Annotated in this window: 19 protein-coding genes; 6 read left to right on the top strand and 13 right to left on the bottom strand. The window is 59.9% G+C overall.

Annotated features, from left to right (window positions below):
• Positions 1-98 precede the first annotated feature (98 nt).
• Entirely contained in the window at positions 99-1,400 is a 1,302-nt protein-coding gene (glcF, locus tag FHP24_RS07185; RefSeq protein ID WP_139674879.1) for a glycolate oxidase subunit GlcF, read from the top strand.
• A 165-nt stretch (positions 1,401-1,565) separates the two neighbouring features.
• Here the strand turns inward: glcF and FHP24_RS07180 are convergent, their stop codons facing one another.
• On the bottom strand, positions 1,566-2,249 hold the full coding sequence (locus tag FHP24_RS07180) for a L,D-transpeptidase (RefSeq protein WP_139674876.1): 684 nt from the start codon (positions 2,247-2,249) through the stop codon (positions 1,566-1,568).
• 267 nt (positions 2,250-2,516) lie between these two features.
• On the bottom strand, positions 2,517-3,362 hold the full coding sequence (locus tag FHP24_RS07175; RefSeq protein WP_139674873.1) for a L,D-transpeptidase: 846 nt from the start codon (positions 3,360-3,362) through the stop codon (positions 2,517-2,519).
• 225 nt (positions 3,363-3,587) lie between these two features.
• Here FHP24_RS07175 and FHP24_RS07170 point away from each other — a divergent pair, with 225 nt between their 5' ends.
• Positions 3,588-4,211 carry a DNA-3-methyladenine glycosylase I gene (locus tag FHP24_RS07170; protein ID WP_139674870.1) on the top strand — a complete coding sequence of 208 codons (624 nt, stop codon included), beginning with the start codon at positions 3,588-3,590 and terminating at the stop codon, positions 4,209-4,211.
• A 3-nt stretch (positions 4,212-4,214) separates the two neighbouring features.
• Here the strand turns inward: FHP24_RS07170 and FHP24_RS07165 are convergent, their stop codons facing one another.
• From FHP24_RS07165 to relB, 6 genes are all read right to left on the bottom strand, one after another.
• Positions 4,215-4,925 (bottom strand): HAD family hydrolase, encoded by a 711-nt coding sequence (locus FHP24_RS07165; RefSeq protein WP_139674868.1) that lies wholly within the window; start codon positions 4,923-4,925, stop codon positions 4,215-4,217.
• An 85-nt stretch (positions 4,926-5,010) separates the two neighbouring features.
• Entirely contained in the window at positions 5,011-5,412 is a 402-nt protein-coding gene (copM, locus tag FHP24_RS07160; protein ID WP_139674865.1) for a CopM family metallochaperone, read from the bottom strand.
• 54 nt (positions 5,413-5,466) lie between these two features.
• Positions 5,467-5,859 carry a hypothetical protein gene (locus FHP24_RS07155; RefSeq protein ID WP_139674861.1) on the bottom strand — a complete coding sequence of 131 codons (393 nt, stop codon included), beginning with the start codon at positions 5,857-5,859 and terminating at the stop codon, positions 5,467-5,469.
• Between the two features lie 79 nt (positions 5,860-5,938).
• On the bottom strand, positions 5,939-6,691 hold the full coding sequence (locus tag FHP24_RS07150) for a hypothetical protein (protein WP_139674858.1): 753 nt from the start codon (positions 6,689-6,691) through the stop codon (positions 5,939-5,941).
• An 18-nt stretch (positions 6,692-6,709) separates the two neighbouring features.
• Positions 6,710-6,979, bottom strand: coding sequence for a type II toxin-antitoxin system RelE family toxin (locus tag FHP24_RS07145; RefSeq protein WP_139674855.1), 270 nt, complete (start codon positions 6,977-6,979; stop codon positions 6,710-6,712).
• Positions 6,963-7,190, bottom strand: coding sequence for a type II toxin-antitoxin system RelB family antitoxin (relB, locus tag FHP24_RS07140; protein ID WP_210237811.1), 228 nt, complete (start codon positions 7,188-7,190; stop codon positions 6,963-6,965). Before relB ends, FHP24_RS07145 begins: the two co-directional genes overlap by 17 nt.
• A 144-nt stretch (positions 7,191-7,334) precedes the next feature.
• On the opposite strand from relB, the gene hisS reads away from it, so the two are divergent.
• Genes hisS through FHP24_RS07120 form a run of 4 tightly spaced genes read left to right on the top strand, consistent with a single transcriptional unit; the run spans position 7,335 to position 11,316 of the window.
• Positions 7,335-8,855 (top strand): histidine--tRNA ligase, encoded by a 1,521-nt coding sequence (hisS, locus tag FHP24_RS07135; RefSeq protein WP_139674852.1) that lies wholly within the window; start codon positions 7,335-7,337, stop codon positions 8,853-8,855.
• A 45-nt stretch (positions 8,856-8,900) separates the two neighbouring features.
• The gene (locus FHP24_RS07130) at positions 8,901-10,010 is read left to right on the top strand and encodes an ATP phosphoribosyltransferase regulatory subunit (RefSeq protein ID WP_139674849.1); all 1,110 of its coding nucleotides are present in this window, start codon (positions 8,901-8,903) and stop codon (positions 10,008-10,010) included.
• Positions 10,010-10,708 carry an ATP phosphoribosyltransferase gene (gene hisG / locus FHP24_RS07125; protein ID WP_139674846.1) on the top strand — a complete coding sequence of 233 codons (699 nt, stop codon included), beginning with the start codon at positions 10,010-10,012 and terminating at the stop codon, positions 10,706-10,708. The genes FHP24_RS07130 and hisG overlap by 1 nt, the downstream gene beginning before the upstream one ends.
• The gene (locus FHP24_RS07120) at positions 10,708-11,316 is read left to right on the top strand and encodes a class I SAM-dependent DNA methyltransferase (RefSeq protein ID WP_139674843.1); all 609 of its coding nucleotides are present in this window, start codon (positions 10,708-10,710) and stop codon (positions 11,314-11,316) included. Before hisG ends, FHP24_RS07120 begins: the two co-directional genes overlap by 1 nt.
• Before the next feature lie 80 nt (positions 11,317-11,396).
• Here the strand turns inward: FHP24_RS07120 and FHP24_RS07115 are convergent, their stop codons facing one another.
• From FHP24_RS07115 to groES, 5 genes are all read right to left on the bottom strand, one after another.
• Positions 11,397-11,843 carry a DoxX family protein gene (locus FHP24_RS07115; protein ID WP_139674840.1) on the bottom strand — a complete coding sequence of 149 codons (447 nt, stop codon included), beginning with the start codon at positions 11,841-11,843 and terminating at the stop codon, positions 11,397-11,399.
• Positions 11,844-12,069: 226 nt separating this feature from the next.
• Positions 12,070-13,794 (bottom strand): peptidoglycan D,D-transpeptidase FtsI family protein, encoded by a 1,725-nt coding sequence (locus FHP24_RS07110; protein WP_139674837.1) that lies wholly within the window; start codon positions 13,792-13,794, stop codon positions 12,070-12,072.
• Positions 13,795-14,128: 334 nt separating this feature from the next.
• Positions 14,129-15,316 (bottom strand): peptidase S41, encoded by a 1,188-nt coding sequence (locus FHP24_RS07105; RefSeq protein WP_139674834.1) that lies wholly within the window; start codon positions 15,314-15,316, stop codon positions 14,129-14,131.
• 172 nt (positions 15,317-15,488) lie between these two features.
• Positions 15,489-17,129 (bottom strand): chaperonin GroEL, encoded by a 1,641-nt coding sequence (gene groL, locus FHP24_RS07100; protein WP_139674831.1) that lies wholly within the window; start codon positions 17,127-17,129, stop codon positions 15,489-15,491.
• Positions 17,130-17,185: 56 nt separating this feature from the next.
• A complete protein-coding gene (gene groES / locus FHP24_RS07095; protein WP_139674828.1) occupies positions 17,186-17,482 on the bottom strand; it encodes a co-chaperone GroES in 297 nt (98 codons plus the stop codon).
• Between the last annotated feature and the right edge of the window lie 26 nt (positions 17,483-17,508).

The raw sequence follows: 17,508 nt of genomic DNA, 5'->3' as shown, positions 1-17,508 counted from the left end.
ATGGGCGAAGGTCCTGCCGCTTGTGATCTCCCCACCTGTGAGGGAGATAGCCGGCAGGCCAGAGGGGGGCTCGGCCCCTCGATTCGAGGGATTTCCTGATGCAAACCTCCTTCACCCCCGAACAGCTCGAAGACCCGCATGTTGCCGAATCCGAAAAGATTCTCCGCCGTTGCGTGCATTGCGGCTTCTGCACGGCCACCTGTCCCACCTATCTGACGCTGGGCAACGAGCTGGATAGCCCGCGTGGCCGCATCTACCTGATCAAGGACATGCTGGAAAACGGCCGGGCCGCCGATGAGCAAGTGGTTACCCATATCGACCGTTGTCTCTCCTGCCTGTCCTGCGTCACCACCTGTCCCTCCGGCGTCGACTACATGCATCTGGTCGACCATGCCCGTGTCCATATCGAAAACACGTATCGACGCCCGCTTGCCGATCGGCTGGTCCGCGGCCTGCTTGCAGCCGTCCTGCCTTACCCGGCCCGTTTCCGCACGGCGCTGACGCTCGCCAAATTCGGCCGACCCTTCGCCCCGCTTCTCAAACAGGTAAAGGCGCTCAGGCCGCTTGCCGCCATGCTCGATCTGGCGCCGCAAGCGGCCGCCGCGCCGCAGTCCTCGGTTCTGCGCGGCGCTCAGCCGGTCCTAGGCATACGGCGTGGCCGGGTGGCGATCCTCTCCGGTTGTGCCCAGTCCGTGCTCGATCCCGGCATCAATCTCGCGACGGTCCGGCTGCTTGCCCGTTTCGGTGTCGAGGTCGTGGTGCCGGAAGGCGAGGGTTGTTGCGGAGCACTGGTGCATCACATGGGGCGGGAAGACGAAGCGCTCGGTTTTGCCCGCCGTAATGTCGATGTCTGGATGCGGGAAATCGACAACAAGGGCCTTGATGCGATCATCATCACCGCCTCCGGCTGCGGCACGACGATCAAGGATTACGGCCATATGCTGCGGCTCGATCCCGATTATGCGGAAAAGGCCGCGAAAGTGTCGGCGCTGGCGAGCGACATTACCGAATATCTCACAACGCTCGATCTTCCGCGGCAGGAACCGAAACGCCTTAACGTCGCCTATCATTCCGCCTGTTCAATGCAGCACGGCCAGAAAATTACCGTCGCGCCAAAACTGCTGTTGAAAAACGCCGGCTTCACTGTGCGCGATCCGGCGGAAGGACATCTCTGTTGCGGCTCGGCCGGTACCTACAACATCCTGCAGCCGGAAATCTCGAGCGAGTTGAAGGCCCGCAAGGTGAAAAATATCGAGGCGACCAAACCGGATGTGATCGCCACCGGCAATATCGGCTGCATGACCCAGATCGGCTCAGGCACAGCGATCCCGATCGTCCACACGGTCGAACTGCTGGACTGGGCCTATGGCGGCGAGAAGCCGGGGAAATTGAAGGGCTGAAAGGGCGACCTCATACTCTTCCCTCATCCCTGTGCTTGTCACAGGGATCCAGCAGACGCGCGTCTGCGCGGCGAAATGACTCTTTCCAGCCCAAGGACTTGGGCTGGCTGGATTCCTGTGACAAGCACAGGAATGAGGGGAGTTTCTATGCTTCCCCTGTCCCCATTACCCGCCAAAAATCGTGCGGAAAATGTCGATGCCGCGGTCCTTGAAGGCGACTTCACCGGGCTTGGAGCCGGGGCCGACCACGACGACCTTGGTGCCGACGGGGGCGCGGGCATACAGATGCTCGACATCCTTGTTCATCATCCTGATGCAGCCGGAAGACAGGTTGAGGCCGATCGACCAGGGCTGGTTGGTGCCGTGGATACGGAAGATCGTGTCGCGGCCGCCCTTGTAGAGATACATGGCGCGGGCGCCGAGCGGGTTGTCAGGGCCGCCGGGCTGCACGGCCGGCAGCTTGATGCCGCGGCGGGCTTCGCGAGCGCGCATCTCGGCCGGCGGCGTCCATGTCGGCCATTCGGCCTTGCGACCGATGGAGACTTCGCCCGACCAGCCGAACCCTTCGCGGCCGACCCCGATGCCGTAACGCGTCGCGCGGTTCTGGCCGTCGACGAGATACAGGAACTTGTTGTTTGTATCGACGATGATCGTGCCCGGTGCCTCGTTTGTGGCGAAGCGCACGCTGCGGCGCTGGAATTTCGCCGGCACTTCCTTGTTGCGCACTTTCGGCGCAACGTCGCTGGCTGTGCTCTGAGATTGTGCGCTGGCCGTCTCGACCGGTGCCGTGGTGGCGATGGCTGCAAACATCATGCCGGCCACTGCCAGCAGCAATTTACGCGATTTCATCCTTACCCCTCATACAGGTCTGATCTTCAAGCTGAGGCAAAATGTCCCGGCTTGGCCGGCAGAGCAAGTCAAGGAGGCAAGAATATGAGCAGGGTGTGGATAATAAAACGGCCGGATCGTGTCGATCCGGCCACATGATATCGTCGCAGAGGGGGTGAGGAAGCCTAAGCATGTCGTGCAAAAGTGTGCAGCGGTTTTGCGCAAAAGACATGCGATAAAACAAGAATCTAAAGCGTGAGGAGCGAATCCGAAGGATCGCGACAAGCTTTAGATCACGATGACCTTCGTCCCGACATTGACCAGACCGTACAGGTCGGTGACATCCTCGTTGCGCATGCGGATGCAACCCGACGAGACCGCGCTTCCGATTGTCCAGGGCGCATTGGTGCCGTGGATGCGGTAAAGCGTCGAGCCGAGATACATGGCGCGCGCGCCAAGCGGGTTTTCCGGGCCGCCATCCATGCGTGCCGGAAGATAATGACCCTTGGCGGCCTCGCGGGCGATCATTTCCTGCGGTGGGGTCCAGTTCGGCCATTCGGCCTTGCGGGTCACCTTGTGTTCGCCTGCCCATTCGAAGCCCGGTTTGCCGACGCCGACGCCGTAACGTTTGGCCTGACCATTTTCCATCACGAGATAGAGGAACCGGTTGTTGGTATCGATAACGATCGTGCCCGGCTTTTCCTTCGTGTCATAGGTCACCATCTGCGGCAGGAACTGCGGCTCGATCTGGCTGCGGACCGCCCGGTTGGGGCGCACGGCCGCCTGCTGGACCTGGCTGTTATTGCCGAAGATGCCGCGGCGTACGACCGGTGTGCGGGCCGGTTGCTGGACGTCCGCCTCTCGTGCAACGCCGGCTCGGCTCGGGGCTGCAGGGTAATAATTGCGCTGGCCGGTTACAACGGCCTGCGGGCGCATCTGCCGCTGCGGCTGCTGATAGGCAGGGCGTTGCTGTGCCGCTCCTGATCTCGGCTGCGCGCCGAGCTGCATCAGCCATGGGGCGGCAAGATCGGGGCTCACCATGACCGGCGGCCGTTCGCGATAACGGTCGTCCGCCAGTGCGGAATTGGAAAACAGGGCGGCAAGGCCCAGCGCGAGAAGAAGTTTCGCCTTCATGTCGGATCCACTCGTTACAATCACCGAAAGGCGGTACCCCCGCCGTGTGATCGGAATGGTGAACGCAAGCTCAAAGCGAATGGTAAACAGGTGGCGCCTTTAAGCATTCAAATCCGATATAGCTTTTGGCAGGGTTACCCGCCGGTTTGGAAACATGGTTGCCTGAAACTAAAACGGCCGCTAGGGCCGTTAACGATTGGAAATTTGATGGTCTGGGAGAAGGAAATGGCTGGCATCATCGTCGGGGACGACGGCAGGGGGCGCTGCTTCTGGCATGGGGGGCTGGAAGATTACCGCCGTTACCACGACGAGGAATGGGGCCGCCCCGTCACAGACGATATCCGCCTGTTCGAAAAGATCTGCCTCGAAGGCTTTCAATCCGGCCTGTCCTGGCTGACGATCTTAAGAAAACGCGAGAATTTTCGCGCGGCCTTTGCCGGGTTCGATTTCCACAAGGTGGCGGAATTCGGCGAGTCCGATATCGAACGTCTGGTCACCGACGCCGGCATCATCCGCCACCGCGGCAAGATCGTCTCGACCATCAACAATGCAAAGCGCGCGATTGAACTCAAGGACGAGTTCGGTTCGCTAGCGAAATTCTTCTGGAGTTTCGAGCCCGGCGTCGACACGCGGCCTCTGGTGATGGATCTCGACACGCTGCGCGCCAACCCGACCACGCCGGTTTCCGTCACCCTGTCCAAAAACCTGAAGAAGCGCGGCTGGACCTTTGTCGGCCCGACCACGATCTATGCCTTCATGCAGGCCATGGGCATGGTCAACGACCATCTCGACGGCTGTTTCTGCCAGCGCGAGGTAGATGCGATGCGGCTGAAATTCGTGCGTCCCTGATGTTCAGGCCGAGGACGAGGTGATGCCGTTCAGCACGCCTCCAAGCTCGCCCAGATGCTCGATCTGGCGGAAGCGCGGCGCGTCTTTCGGCGCATCGACATGTTCCAGAACCCAGGTCAGCGCATGGGGAACGAAGACGCCGTAGGAACCGGCGGCGATTGCCGGCACGATGTCGGATTTCAGCGAATTGCCCACCATCATCGCCCGTTCCGGCCCGTCGGCCACCTTGGAAAAAATGCGGCGATAGGTTGTGGCGTTCTTGTCGGAGACGATCTCCACCGCATCGAAATAATCGCCGAGCCCCGATTGCGCCAGCTTGCGCTCCTGGTCGAACAGATCGCCCTTGGTGATCAGCACCAGCAGGTAATGGCCGTTCAGCGCCTGCAACGTTTCTTCCACATGCGGCATGCATTCGACCGGATGGCGCAGAAGATCGCGGCCGATGTCGAGGATTTTTGTGATCGTTTCGGTCGTCACCTTGCCCTCGGTGATCTCCACGGCCGTCTCGATCATCGACAGGGTGAACCCCTTGATGCCAAAACCGTAATATTCGAGGTTCCGTTTTTCGGCCTGCAGCAGCCGGGCGGAAATATCCGCTTCCTCGGCAAAATCGCCGAGCAGCGATTGAAAATGCTCTTCCGTCAGCCGGTAATATTGCTCGTTCTGCCAGAGCGTATCGTCGGCATCGAAGCCGATGGCGGTAATCGGGCGCATGATTTCTGCCTCCGGCTCTACCATATGGAGGGAGATGGACGCCGGGCAAGCGGTAAGCTCACCCGGTGCCGGCTTGTTCAGGCCGTTATTTTCCGTGTTCTTTCAACCAGGCCTGCATGTCGGCGATTTCCTGCTCCTGCGCCTTGATGACGGCTTCCGCCAGCCTGCGCTGCACCGGGTCCTTGCCGTGTTCGAGTTCGACTTTGGCCATATCGATCGCGCCCTGATGATGGGCGATCATGCCGCGGGCGAAATCGACATCCGCATTGCCGGAAAATTCGATCGCCATGCCTTCATGCATCTTGGCATTGGCGGCCTTGAAGGCCTTGGTCGAGGCATGGTCGTCGGCCGGGGCCGTATTCATCGCCATACCGGCATGGCCTTTCATGTCATGCCCCTTCATATCCTGCGCAAACGCACCGGAAAAAGAGGCCGTGGCACAGGCGAACGCAATTGCAGCGGCGATGATGATCGTGGTCTTGGACATGATGTATCCTTCCGTGTCCCAAAGTTTCGTTATTCGATCCGTTGGCGAAAACGATCAGGCGCGGGGAGGTGGGGTCAGCGGTGCGGGACCGGAAACGATGATCGACGGGCCAGCGTCCGGCGCCCGATGGGGATGAACGAAACGGCCGGTCTCGGTGAACACGATATGCGGCGGTATTACGAGGCAGGCGGAGCAGAAAGGCGCAACACAGGTCGTTTTGCCGCTTTCGCCCTCATGCGGGCAGGGCTGCTGGATATTGTCCGGTTGTCCTGAATGAACCTTTTTAACCGCCACGTCTCCGTGGCCGGAATGCCCCGGCATGACGTGATCTGCCATCACGGTGCCGGCATCCATCGATTTACCGTTTATCGGCATGGTCGCCATCGCCGGCATAGCCCCGTAAAGGAGCCAGGCGGCAAACATCATCATGGCGGCGAACTGTTTCATTGAAATCATTCTAGGCTTCGGGCGGCGGAAATCAATCGAGGTCGATATCACGTCCGGCTGAACGGGGGTCGCCCCCGCATCAGGCCGCGATCACCCGATGTACGGCCTGCCGGTCTCGGCCCAATTCTCCGAAAGGCGCCACCGGCCAATCCCAGCTGCGTTTTGCCGCAGGCACAGGCACGCCGCACAGAAGATCATCCTCTTCGAGAACAGCCCCGCTGCGATCGCTGACATGGTAGTGGACATCCGTCAGCAGCGCTGTCCTGCACTGCAACTGCGCCAGCCCGTCGAGATGCGCCCGGATGAGCTGTGCGACGATCGCGTCAGGATCGGCATGGCCTGAGCGTTCAAGCTTTCGCCGGCATCCCACGCCGATCTGCGAGACGATATTGGCCGAGACGACGAGATCGAGATAGGGCACCTGCCGCAGGAAGCCGAGCGGCTCCGGCGCAGTCCCGGCAAGAGCATGCGAAAGGCCGGAAAGATCGCGGGAGATCAGCCGGATATTGTTGAGCCCCCTGACCTTGATCCACGCCCGCACGCTGGCGAGATGCACCAGATCGACCAGCACGACCGTATCGAATCTCTTCGAGAGTTCTACGATCGGCACATCGCGCAACAGGCCGGAGCCGAGCACCACGGCGGTCCGCCTCTGCCGCATCGGTAACGTGGCCTCGCGGATGAAAGCATGGCAGTTTTCCTCATGCGGCCGCCAAGCTTTCGCGCAACGTTTCGCACGGCCCCAAAGACCAAGCGAAGAGCGGATGAACGGACGGAATTCTTTTGGCGTGACCAGTGCAGTCGCGGCATATTGGATGGCTTCGACGATCATTTTGATAAGGACATGGGATTAGCGATAGACTTCCCGGCGATGGCCGACTTCGACCACCAGCACGACAAGCTTCTGGTCCTGGATGTCGCAGATGATACGATAGTCGCCGACCTTGTAGCGCCAGAAACCACCGAGAGCATGCCCCTTCAGCGCGGTGCCGAGTTCTCTAGGATTTTCATGGATGGCAAGCCGCTCGTCGAGAAATTGTCTGATGCGTTTACGGATGACGGGATCGAGCCTTTTGGCCTGCTTTTGTGCCGACGTGGAATACTCAATCGTCCATGCCACGCCAGAACTCCTCGGAGCTTATGACCTTGTCTTCTCCAGAACGGATGCGCTCCATCGCCGCCTCGGCCAAGGCGATGTCGTGGAGATCCTCCAGATGCTGCTCGATCACCTCGCGCACATAGGCGTCCGGCGCGGAGCCGGCTTCGGCCGCATATTCCTCGACGAGCTTCATCATCTCATCCGGCATTTCGATCGTGACACGCTTGTTCATGGCGATGATCCCTTTGATGGCGGATATATACCATCGCGGCCTGTAGTTCGCCAGCCGCCGCCCTTGCCGCTTAAGCCTTCATCCTCTAAGAAACCGCTCGTATTTCGGCCTTTCAGATAGGCCTCAAGGCAATGGATATCGATCATGAATGACAAGCAGAAGAAGCCCCAGAAACTCAGAGCTCGCCTGCCGCGTGGTTTTGTCGATCGCTCGGCTGCCGATATCCATGCCACCAACGAGATGACCGCGAAAATCCGCGAGGTTTACGAGCGTTACGGTTTCGATCCGGTCGAGACGCCGCTGTTCGAATATACCGATGCGCTGGGAAAATTCCTGCCCGATAGCGACCGGCCCAACGAAGGCGTGTTTTCGCTGACCGACGACGACGACCAGTGGATGTCGCTGCGCTACGACCTGACTGCGCCGCTTGCCCGCCATGTCGCGGAGAATTTCAACGAGATCCAGCTACCGTTCCGCACCTATCGCGCCGGTTATGTCTTCCGTAATGAAAAGCCGGGTCCGGGCCGTTTCCGCCAGTTCATGCAGTTCGATGCCGATACGGTCGGCTCACCGGGCGTCCAGGCCGATGCCGAAATGTGCATGATGATGGCCGACACAATGGAAGCTCTCGGCATCAAGCGCGGCGATTATGTGATCCGGGTGAATAACCGCAAGGTTTTGGACGGCGTGATGGAGGCGATCGGCCTCGGCGGTGACGACAAGGCTGGCCAGCGCCTCAACGTGCTGCGCGCCATCGACAAGCTCGACAAGTTCGGCCCGGAAGGCGTGAAGCTCCTGCTTGGCCCCGGCCGCAAGGATGAGAGCGGCGACTTCACCAAGGGTGCCGGGCTGAATGAGGAGCAGATCGACAAGGTTCTCTTCTTCGTCGGCATCAAGGATTATGCGGAAAGCGCTGCCCAACTTGGCGAACTCGTTGCCGGTACGGCAAACGGAGGCGAAGGCGTCAATGAGCTGAACACCATCGGCGCATTGGCAACCAGCGCCGGTTACGGCCCGGATCGCATCAAGATCGATCCCTCCGTCGTGCGTGGCCTCGAATATTACACCGGCCCGGTTTTCGAAGCCGAACTCACCTTCGACGTCACCAACGAGAAGGGCGAGAAGGTCGTTTTCGGCTCGGTCGGCGGCGGTGGCCGTTACGATGGTCTCGTTTCGCGCTTCATGGGCCAACCGGTTCCGGCGACCGGTTTTTCCATCGGCGTCTCGCGCCTGATGACGGCGCTGAAAAACCTCGGCAAGCTTGGTCAGGACGATGTGATTGCACCGGTTCTCGTCACCGTCATGGATGGCGATGTCGAAAGCATGGGCCGTTACCAGCGCTTTACCCAAGCACTGCGCAATGAAGGTATTCGGGCCGAAATGTACCAGGGCAACTGGAAGAAATTCGGCAACCAGCTGAAATATGCCGACCGCCGCGGTTGCCCGATCGCCATCATCCAGGGCGGTGATGAGCGCGCGCAAGGCGTCGTGCAGCTGAAGGACCTGATCGAGGGCAAGCGGCTTTCCGGCGAGATCGAGGACAATGCCTCGTGGCGAGAAGCCCGCGTGGCGCAGGACACCGTCTCCGAGGCGGATCTGGTCGCCAAGGTGAAGGAAATTCTGGCCGCCCAGGCGGAAGACCGCAGGCGGGCCAAGGATGTTTAATCGTTCTGTGTTGGGGGAGTATGCCAGCCTCGCCGAGGTGCGCCCATGCCGCTGATCAACATGCCCGAATTCTCCAGCCACCTGCTCGACGAGTTCGCAGCCCGTGGCACAGCAAGGATCGATACGCCGGTGATCCAGCCGGCGGCACCCTTTCTCGACATGGCCGGCGAGGACCTGCGCCGCCGTATCTTTCTCACCGAGAGCGAGACCGGTGAAAGCCTGTGCCTACGGCCGGAATTCACCATTCCCGTCTGCCTGCGCCATATTTCCAATGCCACCGGCACGCCGCGGCGTTATTGTTATCTCGGCGAGGTGTTCCGCCAGCGCCGCGAGGGTGACAACGAGTTCTATCAGGCCGGCATCGAGGATCTCGGCGAGACCGCGACGGCGAATGCGGATGCCCGCGCCGTCAACGATGCGATGCAGATCCTCGAAAGCCTCATCCCCGGCCGCCGCCTGACGGTGACGCTCGGTGATCAGGCCGTGTTCGAGGCCGTGGTCAGGGCACTGGGGCTTCCCGGCGGCTGGCAGAAACGGCTGATCCAGTCGTTTGGCAACAATGCCCATCTGCGCCACTTGCTGATGACGCTGGCGAGCCCGCAGGCGGTCTCCGGCCTGTCACCGGAACTTGTCGAGCTTCTGGGCCAGGACGAGGCGGCGCTGATCGCCCATATCGACCGCACGATGCAGGAAACCGGCTATTCCACCAATGCCAGCCGTTCGCCGCGCGAGATCGCGGCCCGGCTGAAGGAAAAGCAGTCGCTGGCCGAAACCCGGCTCGATGGGTCGGCCCTCGTGCTTCTGACCGAATTCCTGTCGCTGGAACTGCCGATGTCACAGGCACCCGCGGCACTGGCGGGTTTTGCCGATGCCGCAGGGCTTGCCATGGGCGCAGCCCTCGTCACCTTCGAAGCGCGGGCCGAGGCGATGGCCGATCTCGGCGTCGATCTCGACAAGGTGACCTATCGCGCTGCTTTCGGTCGCCCGCTGGATTATTACACCGGCCTGGTTTTCGAGGTCAGCCGTGAAAACGCGGTTCTGGCAGGTGGCGGGCGTTTCGACCGGCTGCTGACACTGCTTGGCGCGAGTGAAGATATTCCGGCCGTGGGCTTCTCGCTCTGGCTCGACCGGATCGAACAGGCGAGGGCGCGCTGATGTCCACCATTACCATTGCCCTGCCGTCCAAGGGACGCATGAAGGACGATGCCTCGGCGATCTTCGAACGCGCCGGTCTGCCCATCGTCGCGGTCGGCAACGAACGCTCCTATCGCGGCAGGGTCGAAGGCCACGGCGATATCGAGATCGCCTTCCTGTCGGCCTCCGAGATTGCCCGCGAACTGGGCGCCGGCACTGTCGATTTCGGCGTTACCGGCGAGGACCTGATCCGCGAAGGTCTGGCCGATGCCGACCGCAAGGTTGAAATCGCCGCTCGTCTCGGTTTCGGCCATGCCGATGTCGTTGTCGCGGTGCCGGAAATCTGGCTCGACGTGGATACCATGGCCGATCTCGGTGACGTCGCCGCCGACTTCCGCTCGCGCCATGGTCGCCGCCTGCAGATCGCGACAAAGTACTGGCGGCTGACGCAGCAGCATTTTTCGGGTAGCCACGGCATTCAGCTGTACCGCATCGTCGAAAGTCTCGGGGCGACCGAAGGCGCTCCGGCGGCGGGACAGGCGGATATCATCGTCGACATCACCTCGACCGGCTCGACGCTCAAGGCCAATCACCTCAAAATCCTTTCGGATGGCGTGATCCTGAAATCGGAAGCCTGCCTCGTTCGTGCCCGCAAGGCAGAACATGACGGTGACGTGCGGATTACCGAAATCGTCGAGGCTGTGCGCAAGGTTCTCTGATGTCAGGCGAAGACGCCAATATCGCAGCGCTTTACGAACGGCACGCGCTGGCCTTCGACAAGGTTCGCGGCAGGAACCTGTTCGAAAAACCGTGGCTGGACCACTTTTCCGGGCTGATAAAGCGTCAAGGCCATGTGCTGGATCTCGGTTGCGGCGCGGCCGAGCCGATGGCAGCGGATCTCGCAAGGCGCGGTTTTCACATCACCGGTGTCGATACGTCGGAAACGATGATCGGGCTGGCCCGGGAGCGGTTTCCGGGCATGGCCTGGTATGTCGCCGACATGCGGAAATTCTATATTCCAACGAAGTTCGACGGCATTCTCGCCTGGCACAGCTTCTTCCACCTGAATGCAGACGACCAGCGGGCGATGTTTCCGCGCTTCGGGGCGCTGGCCGGTCCGGGTGCTGCGCTGATGTTTACCTCGGGGCATTTCGAAGGCGAGGCGATGGGCGAGTTCGGTGGCGAACCGCTTTATCACGCCAGCCTCTCGAAGGCCGAATACGAGGCGCTTCTGGCAAAGAACGGCTTCAAGGTCGTCGCCCAGATCTCCCAGGATCCCGCCTGCGGCGGCGCCACCGTCTGGCTCGCCAAGAATATCAGGCGCTGAAACATCTCCTTGTTCAGACAACAAAAAACCCGCCGGATTTTGGTCCGGCGGGAGCTGTCTTGGCAGGGAATTATCAAAAGTTAGGCAGCAATTGCGACGGAACCGCGGCGGGCGTCGACCGAATATGCGCCGGGGCCGAAGGTTGCGAGCAGGATATAGGCGCCGGCCAGCGTAAAATTCTTCATCAGCATGATGCCGTTCAGAGCATTGATCCAGCCGAGTGCGGCGTCAGGCCAGCCCGGTACGGCAACCGTGCCGGAATGGAAGACGAGGCCGGTGAAGATGCAGAAGAGGGCCAGAGCCCAGCCGACTATCCTGGTCTGGAAGCCGACGAGGATGGCAAGGCCCGTGATGAATTCGAACAGACCGGCAAGATAGGCAAGGGCAGTTGCAGCCGGCAGGCCTGCGCCGGTGATCATGCCGGCGGTGCCGGCAGGGTCGGTCAGCTTGCCGAAGCCGGAATAGATGAAGATGAACGACAGCAGGATGCGGGCGATCAGGATAACGGTGTTTTGCGAGCTAGACATGGAAGTCTCCAGAAGTGCGCTGTGCTCCGGTATGTCGGGACAGTCGTTGAATTCTCTGGAAACCTATGTGCCACTTTCACCGGCAACACGAAAGATGAACGCTGGCAGACAAACTGTTCGCTAAAAATGAACGACATGGGTGTGATTGTTTACGCCCGTTGCGTTGACACCGGCTTTTGCAAACTTCGGCCATGCTCCAGACGTGTCGGAGCCTATCTGTCGGCAATCAATAGTCTGCCACCATCGTCGGCGCAAAATCCGGCACGACGTTGAGCATCGGGGCGGCGCGGGCAACGATCTGCTTGACCATCGGGGCGGCCGTATTTGTGGCAAACGTGCTGGTCGTATGTTCGCCGGAAAGCGGCTCGTCGCAGAACGACAGGATCACGTATTGCGGATGATCGATCGGGAAGGCGGCAAGATAGGCATTGAAGCTCAGCTTGTGCGAATATTTGCCGTTGATCACCTTGTTCGCCGTTCCGGTCTTGCCGCCCACATGAAAGCCCGCGACATCGGCGCTCTTGCCCGAGCCCTGCTCTCCGTTGAGCTTGAACAGCGCCCTGATCGTATCGCTGGTGCCCGGCTTGACGATCCTCGTTGCCGTCTGTTCGGCAGCAGACGCGGTGCGCGGCAGGAAGGTCGGTTCGATCAACTCGCCGCCATTGACCAGTGCTGCGCCGGCAACGGCCGTCTGCAGCGGCGTCGTTGCCACGCCATGGCCGAACGAGATGGTGATCGAGTTGATCTTCTTCCACACTTTCGGCTGGCTCGGCGTCTTCACCTCCGGCAATTCGGTCTGCATTCGGGTCAGCAGGCCAAATCTGGTGAGATAGGCCTTCTGATTGTCCATGCCGACGCGGTCCATCATCTTGGCTGTGCCGATGTTGGAGGAGTAGCGAAAAACTTCCGGAACGGTCAGCCAGCGCCGCGGCACCTCGTTGTCGTCATGGATGGTGAAGCCGCCATAGTGAAGCGGCGCCGAAGCGTCGAACGTGTCGGATAGTTTTGCCGCGCCGCTATCCAGCGCCATCGCCATCGAGAAGGTCTTGAACGTCGAGCCCATTTCGAACGTGCCGTTGGTCATCCGGTTCAGCCAGCCTTCGCCGCCATCGGCCTGCGGGTCGTTCGGATCGAAATCGGGCGCCGAGGCAAGCGCCAGAACTTCGCCGGTGTGAATGTCGATGACCGCCGCACCGGCAGCCTTGCTCTTGTATTCGGTGATCGCATGCTCGACCACGTCGTGGACGATGTTCTGCACCCGGATATCGATCGAAAGCCGGATCGGCTGCAAGGCCGCTTCCGTCGTCAGCCCGACGCTTTTCAGATCGGACAGGCCCTGCATGTCGAGATATTTTTCCATGCCGGCGACGCCGCGATTGTCGATGTCCACATAACCGAGCACATGCGCGGCGACACGACCGTCAGGATAGAAGCGCTTGACCTCGGGGCGGAAACCGATCGCCGGCATGCCGAGTTTCAGAACGTCGCTCTGCTGCTTCGGCGTCAACTGTCGGCGGACCCAGATGAACTTCTGCCGCCTATCGGAAAGCTTGGCATAGAGCGCCTTGCGATCGAGGTCGTGGAACAGGCTTCCGATCTTCTCCACGGTCTCGTCGACATCGACGATCCGATACGGCTCGGCAAACATCGACACGGTATGGACATCGGTCGCCAGCAATTCACCGTTCCGGTCGGTAATGTCGGGACGGGCAGCGATAGCGGTATTGGCCGGAATGGATGCGGTCACTTCCGGCGGGGTAAGGCCGTAATAGCTGAGCCGGGCGACCATGGCCCCATAGGCGGCGATGAAACAGGCCGTCAGCACGATAACCCGGGACTTGGCCTGCTTGACGCTGCCGGGTGCTTTTTGCCGTGCCCAGGGAGCGCGCGCAGTCGCAGCCAAGGTCTTCATGCGGCCGCTCTTGCGAAGCGAAAAGGAGATGACTGACATGGCGGTATTCTGGTCCTTGGCGGAAACTCATTGACCACCGTGCTTGCGGCTTTTTCTAAGCAGGGGTGGTTAACGAGAGGCTAATGCCGCGCGCCGGGTCGATCACGAAAATGCGCGCTGGATTTCGACGGCAAGGATGACAGGTAAAACGACAAGTCGGGTTCAACGGCTGTGAATCCTTAGGGGGGAGCCGCAGAAAGCGGACGGATGAAGTGTGCGTCGTTGGCCGTGGCAGCGTGCCTGATTGCCGCGGCGCCGAAAGCGAACATTTCATACTTGGCGCAGCATTTTCCGAGGGTCGATCGTCAGCAGTGCGGACTGGGCCGTCGTTCGTCTAATCGTTCAGACTCTTTAGAACTTGTTGATAGAACGCGCCTTGTGCATTCTCAGCAGTAGACCTTGCGACCCATTCCCAATCCAAGTTCAGTTTTCCTGCCGGGACCAGTTGCCGCGCGATCTCAGCCGGTGTGGTTTCGTTGCTAGTTCCGTTCTCCCAGTCGTGAAAGGCTGACGAGTATCGAACAACCGCTCCGCTGATCGGCAAATCGAGCAACCCTCCCTCGGCAAAAAACATCAACCCGTCGCCCATTTCTTCCCCGATGAGTTTGAGCCTGGGTCCCAAACGATGTTTGAGGATGGCTACAAACACTATCGCTGCGGAAAACGTGAATTTGTCGACAAGCACAACAACCTGCCTGCTTGCGTTTTCAGAGATGGCGTCGATCAAGGGCATCGTTTTAAGGAAGTCGCCACCGGTGTTTCCGCGAACGTCAATCAAGAGTTTTTTATTGGAGCAGGTTCGTACATGCTCCGCTGCACCGGAGATGGCTTTCGGCAGCGCACTTTCGCTTGGATCGAAGAAACTTGGCAATAATATTGAAAGCCCAAGCTCCTGCCAGTCCTTGATCTCCACCAATCTCTCGGGTTCCCAGGCCGGATCAGCCTTGCCATGCTCGCTTCTCGGGTAGAGCGTCGATGCAGGAACCGTACGCCCGTTCTCCACCTTCAAATCGGTTATCTGCCCATTCTCGCCTTTCACGCGATATTCAGTCGTATTCTCTTTTGAAGAAAAACCGAGGTGAGCTAATGCATACGGCCATGCGAGAAGAATCGGCCCGATGACCCGTTTCCTCTGGCGCGTTCCCGCCAGAAAATTCTCTGCAGCAGCTTCGATTTGGCCCAAAGGTGTGCCGTTGACTGCTATCAGCTCTCCTCTTGGCGCAGTTGTCTCTAGTGCCGTGTCAGTTAACTGCACCACCGTACCGACGCTCACAAACCTCAGCGGGAGCACCGAGATGGAATCGTTCGGGATCAGCCGTGTGTGTCCATTGTCGGGAAGTGCGAGTAGGCGCATCGCGGACAACAGAAAGGCCTCTTTGGAGCCCTCCAAAGCGTATCGTCGCGTTTCACAAATGCAGCTGTCGATCATCGCCTGTTCGATCCGCCGAAAGCTCCGCCGAAAGCTGGGATCGGTTGGCAGGACAGTTTCCAGAATTTTTTCGAGGTCTTGCGTCAGGGACATGGTTCACGGTGCGCATAGTTGGCCGTCGATGTCCAGATTGGGCCCGTCAGCAGCCTTATCGCGGTCTCCATGGCATCCCACGCATCTCATACCCAAAATGCAAAAAGGGCGGTCTTGCGACCGCCCTTTCCGTAAGCTGAACCGGATGGATCAGACATAAGACCTTTCGGTCTTACATCATGTCCATACCGCCCATGCCGCCCATGCCGCCAGGCATGCCGCCAGCTGCTTCCTTCTTAGGAAGTTCGGCGATCATGGCTTCGGTGGTGATCAGCAGCGAAGCAACCGAAGCTGCGTTCTGCAGAGCCGTGCGGACAACCTTGACCGGGTCGACGATGCCCATGGCGATCATGTCGCCATATTCGGACGTCTGTGCGTTGTAGCCGAAGTTGTCGCTGTTGCCGTCGAGGATCTTGCCGACAACGATCGAAGCTTCGTCACCAGCGTTGGTGGCGATCTGGCGAACCAGCGACTGCAGCGCCTTGCGGACGATGTTGATGCCGGCTTCCTGGTCGTCGTTCACACCCTTGACGGTGATCTTGGTCGAAGCGCGCAGCAGGGCAGTACCGCCGCCGGGGACGATGCCTTCCTGAACGGCAGCGCGCGTTGCGTTGAGCGCGTCGTCGATGCGGTCCTTGCGTTCCTTGACTTCGATTTCCGTGGAACCGCCAACGCGGATGACGGCAACGCCGCCAGCGAGCTTGGCAAGACGTTCCTGCAGCTTTTCGCGGTCGTAGTCCGAAGTGGTTTCTTCGATCTGCGCCTTGATCTGGGCTACGCGGCCTTCGATGTCCGACTTCTGACCGGCACCATCAACGATGGTGGTGTTTTCCTTGGAGATCGAAACCTTCTTGGAACGGCCGAGCATGTCGAGCGTGACGTTTTCGAGCTTGATGCCGAGGTCTTCCGAGATGACAGTGCCGCCCGTCAGGATGGCGATGTCTTCCAGCATGGCCTTGCGGCGATCGCCGAAGCCCGGAGCCTTGACGGCAGCGATCTTCAGGCCGCCACGCAGCTTGTTGACGACGAGCGTTGCAAGAGCTTCGCCTTCGACGTCTTCAGCGATGATCAGGAGCGGCTTGCCGGTCTGAACGACGGCTTCCAGAACCGGCAGCATTGCCTGAAGGTTCGAAAGCTTCTTTTCGTGAAGCAGGACATAGACGTCGTCGAGATCGGCGATCATCTTTTCCGGGTTGGTCACGAAGTAAGGCGACAGGTAGCCGCGGTCGAACTGCATGCCTTCGACGACTTCGAGTTCGGTTTCAGCGGTCTTGGCTTCTTCAACCGTGATGACGCCTTCGTTGCCGACCTTCTGCATGGCTTCGGCAATGTCGCGACCAACCTGGGTGTCGCCGTTTGCCGAAATCGTGCCGACCTGTGCAACTTCTTCCGAAGTCGAGATCTTCTTGGCGTTGGCCTGGAGATCCTTGACGACTTCGCCGACAGCGAGGTCGATGCCGCGCTTCAGGTCCATCGGGTTCATGCCGGCAGCAACTGCCTTGTTGCCTTCGCGAACGATCGCCTGGGCAAGAACGGTAGCAGTTGTGGTGCCGTCGCCGGCGATGTCGTTGGTCTTCGAAGCGACTTCGCGGACCATCTGGGCGCCCATGTTTTCGAACTTGTCTTCAAGTTCGATTTCCTTGGCGACAGAAACACCGTCCTTGGTGATGCGCGGTGCGCCGAAGGACTTGTCGATGATGACGTTACGGCCCTTGGGGCCGAGCGTGACCTTTACTGCGTCAGCGAGGATATCGACGCCGTGAAGCATCTTTTCGCGCGCGGTGCGGCCAAACTTGATTTCTTTAGCAGCCATTGTGTGAACTCCTGAAAAGAGGTGTCAGCGAATTACGAAAAAGGCGTAACCGGCAATCAGCCGATAACGCCCATGATGTCGGATTCCTTCATGATCAGAAGGTCTACGCCGTCGAGCTTCACTTCGGTGCCCGACCACTTGCCGAACAGGACGCGGTCGCCGACCTTGACGTCGAGGGCAACGATTGCGCCCTTGTCGTCGCGAACGCCGGAGCCAACAGCGATGATTTCGCCTTCAGCCGGCTTTTCCTTGGCGGTATCCGGAATGATGATGCCACCCTTTGTCTTTTCTTCAGACTCGACGCGCTTTACAACAACGCGGTCGTGCAGGGGGCGGAAAGATGTGCTTGCCATTGTCTAATCCCTCGATCAAATGACAT

Source organism: Aliirhizobium smilacinae, from assembly GCF_006335145.1.
Classification (GTDB): domain Bacteria; phylum Pseudomonadota; class Alphaproteobacteria; order Rhizobiales; family Rhizobiaceae; genus Neorhizobium; species Neorhizobium smilacinae.
Note: the sequence above shows the minus strand (reverse complement) of the source record. Positions and strands in the feature narration are given on the sequence as shown.

Excerpts from the sequence above, each read along its gene's own strand:
- glcF (WP_139674879.1), top strand. The coding sequence starts at position 99 with ATGCAAACCTCCTTCACCCCCGAACAGCTCGAAGACCCGCATGTTGCC.
- FHP24_RS07180 (WP_139674876.1), bottom strand. The coding sequence starts at position 2,249 with ATGAAATCGCGTAAATTGCTGCTGGCAGTGGCCGGCATGATGTTTGCA.
- FHP24_RS07175 (WP_139674873.1), bottom strand. The coding sequence starts at position 3,362 with ATGAAGGCGAAACTTCTTCTCGCGCTGGGCCTTGCCGCCCTGTTTTCC.
- FHP24_RS07170 (WP_139674870.1), top strand. The coding sequence starts at position 3,588 with ATGGCTGGCATCATCGTCGGGGACGACGGCAGGGGGCGCTGCTTCTGG.
- FHP24_RS07165 (WP_139674868.1), bottom strand. The coding sequence starts at position 4,925 with ATGCGCCCGATTACCGCCATCGGCTTCGATGCCGACGATACGCTCTGG.
- copM (WP_139674865.1), bottom strand. The coding sequence starts at position 5,412 with ATGTCCAAGACCACGATCATCATCGCCGCTGCAATTGCGTTCGCCTGT.
- FHP24_RS07155 (WP_139674861.1), bottom strand. The coding sequence starts at position 5,859 with ATGAAACAGTTCGCCGCCATGATGATGTTTGCCGCCTGGCTCCTTTAC.
- FHP24_RS07150 (WP_139674858.1), bottom strand. The coding sequence starts at position 6,691 with ATGATCGTCGAAGCCATCCAATATGCCGCGACTGCACTGGTCACGCCA.
- relB (WP_210237811.1), bottom strand. The coding sequence starts at position 7,190 with ATGAACAAGCGTGTCACGATCGAAATGCCGGATGAGATGATGAAGCTC.
- hisS (WP_139674852.1), top strand. The coding sequence starts at position 7,335 with ATGAATGACAAGCAGAAGAAGCCCCAGAAACTCAGAGCTCGCCTGCCG.
- FHP24_RS07130 (WP_139674849.1), top strand. The coding sequence starts at position 8,901 with ATGCCGCTGATCAACATGCCCGAATTCTCCAGCCACCTGCTCGACGAG.
- hisG (WP_139674846.1), top strand. The coding sequence starts at position 10,010 with ATGTCCACCATTACCATTGCCCTGCCGTCCAAGGGACGCATGAAGGAC.
- FHP24_RS07120 (WP_139674843.1), top strand. The coding sequence starts at position 10,708 with ATGTCAGGCGAAGACGCCAATATCGCAGCGCTTTACGAACGGCACGCG.
- FHP24_RS07115 (WP_139674840.1), bottom strand. The coding sequence starts at position 11,843 with ATGTCTAGCTCGCAAAACACCGTTATCCTGATCGCCCGCATCCTGCTG.
- FHP24_RS07110 (WP_139674837.1), bottom strand. The coding sequence starts at position 13,794 with ATGTCAGTCATCTCCTTTTCGCTTCGCAAGAGCGGCCGCATGAAGACC.
- FHP24_RS07105 (WP_139674834.1), bottom strand. The coding sequence starts at position 15,316 with ATGTCCCTGACGCAAGACCTCGAAAAAATTCTGGAAACTGTCCTGCCA.
- groL (WP_139674831.1), bottom strand. The coding sequence starts at position 17,129 with ATGGCTGCTAAAGAAATCAAGTTTGGCCGCACCGCGCGCGAAAAGATG.
- groES (WP_139674828.1), bottom strand. The coding sequence starts at position 17,482 with ATGGCAAGCACATCTTTCCGCCCCCTGCACGACCGCGTTGTTGTAAAG.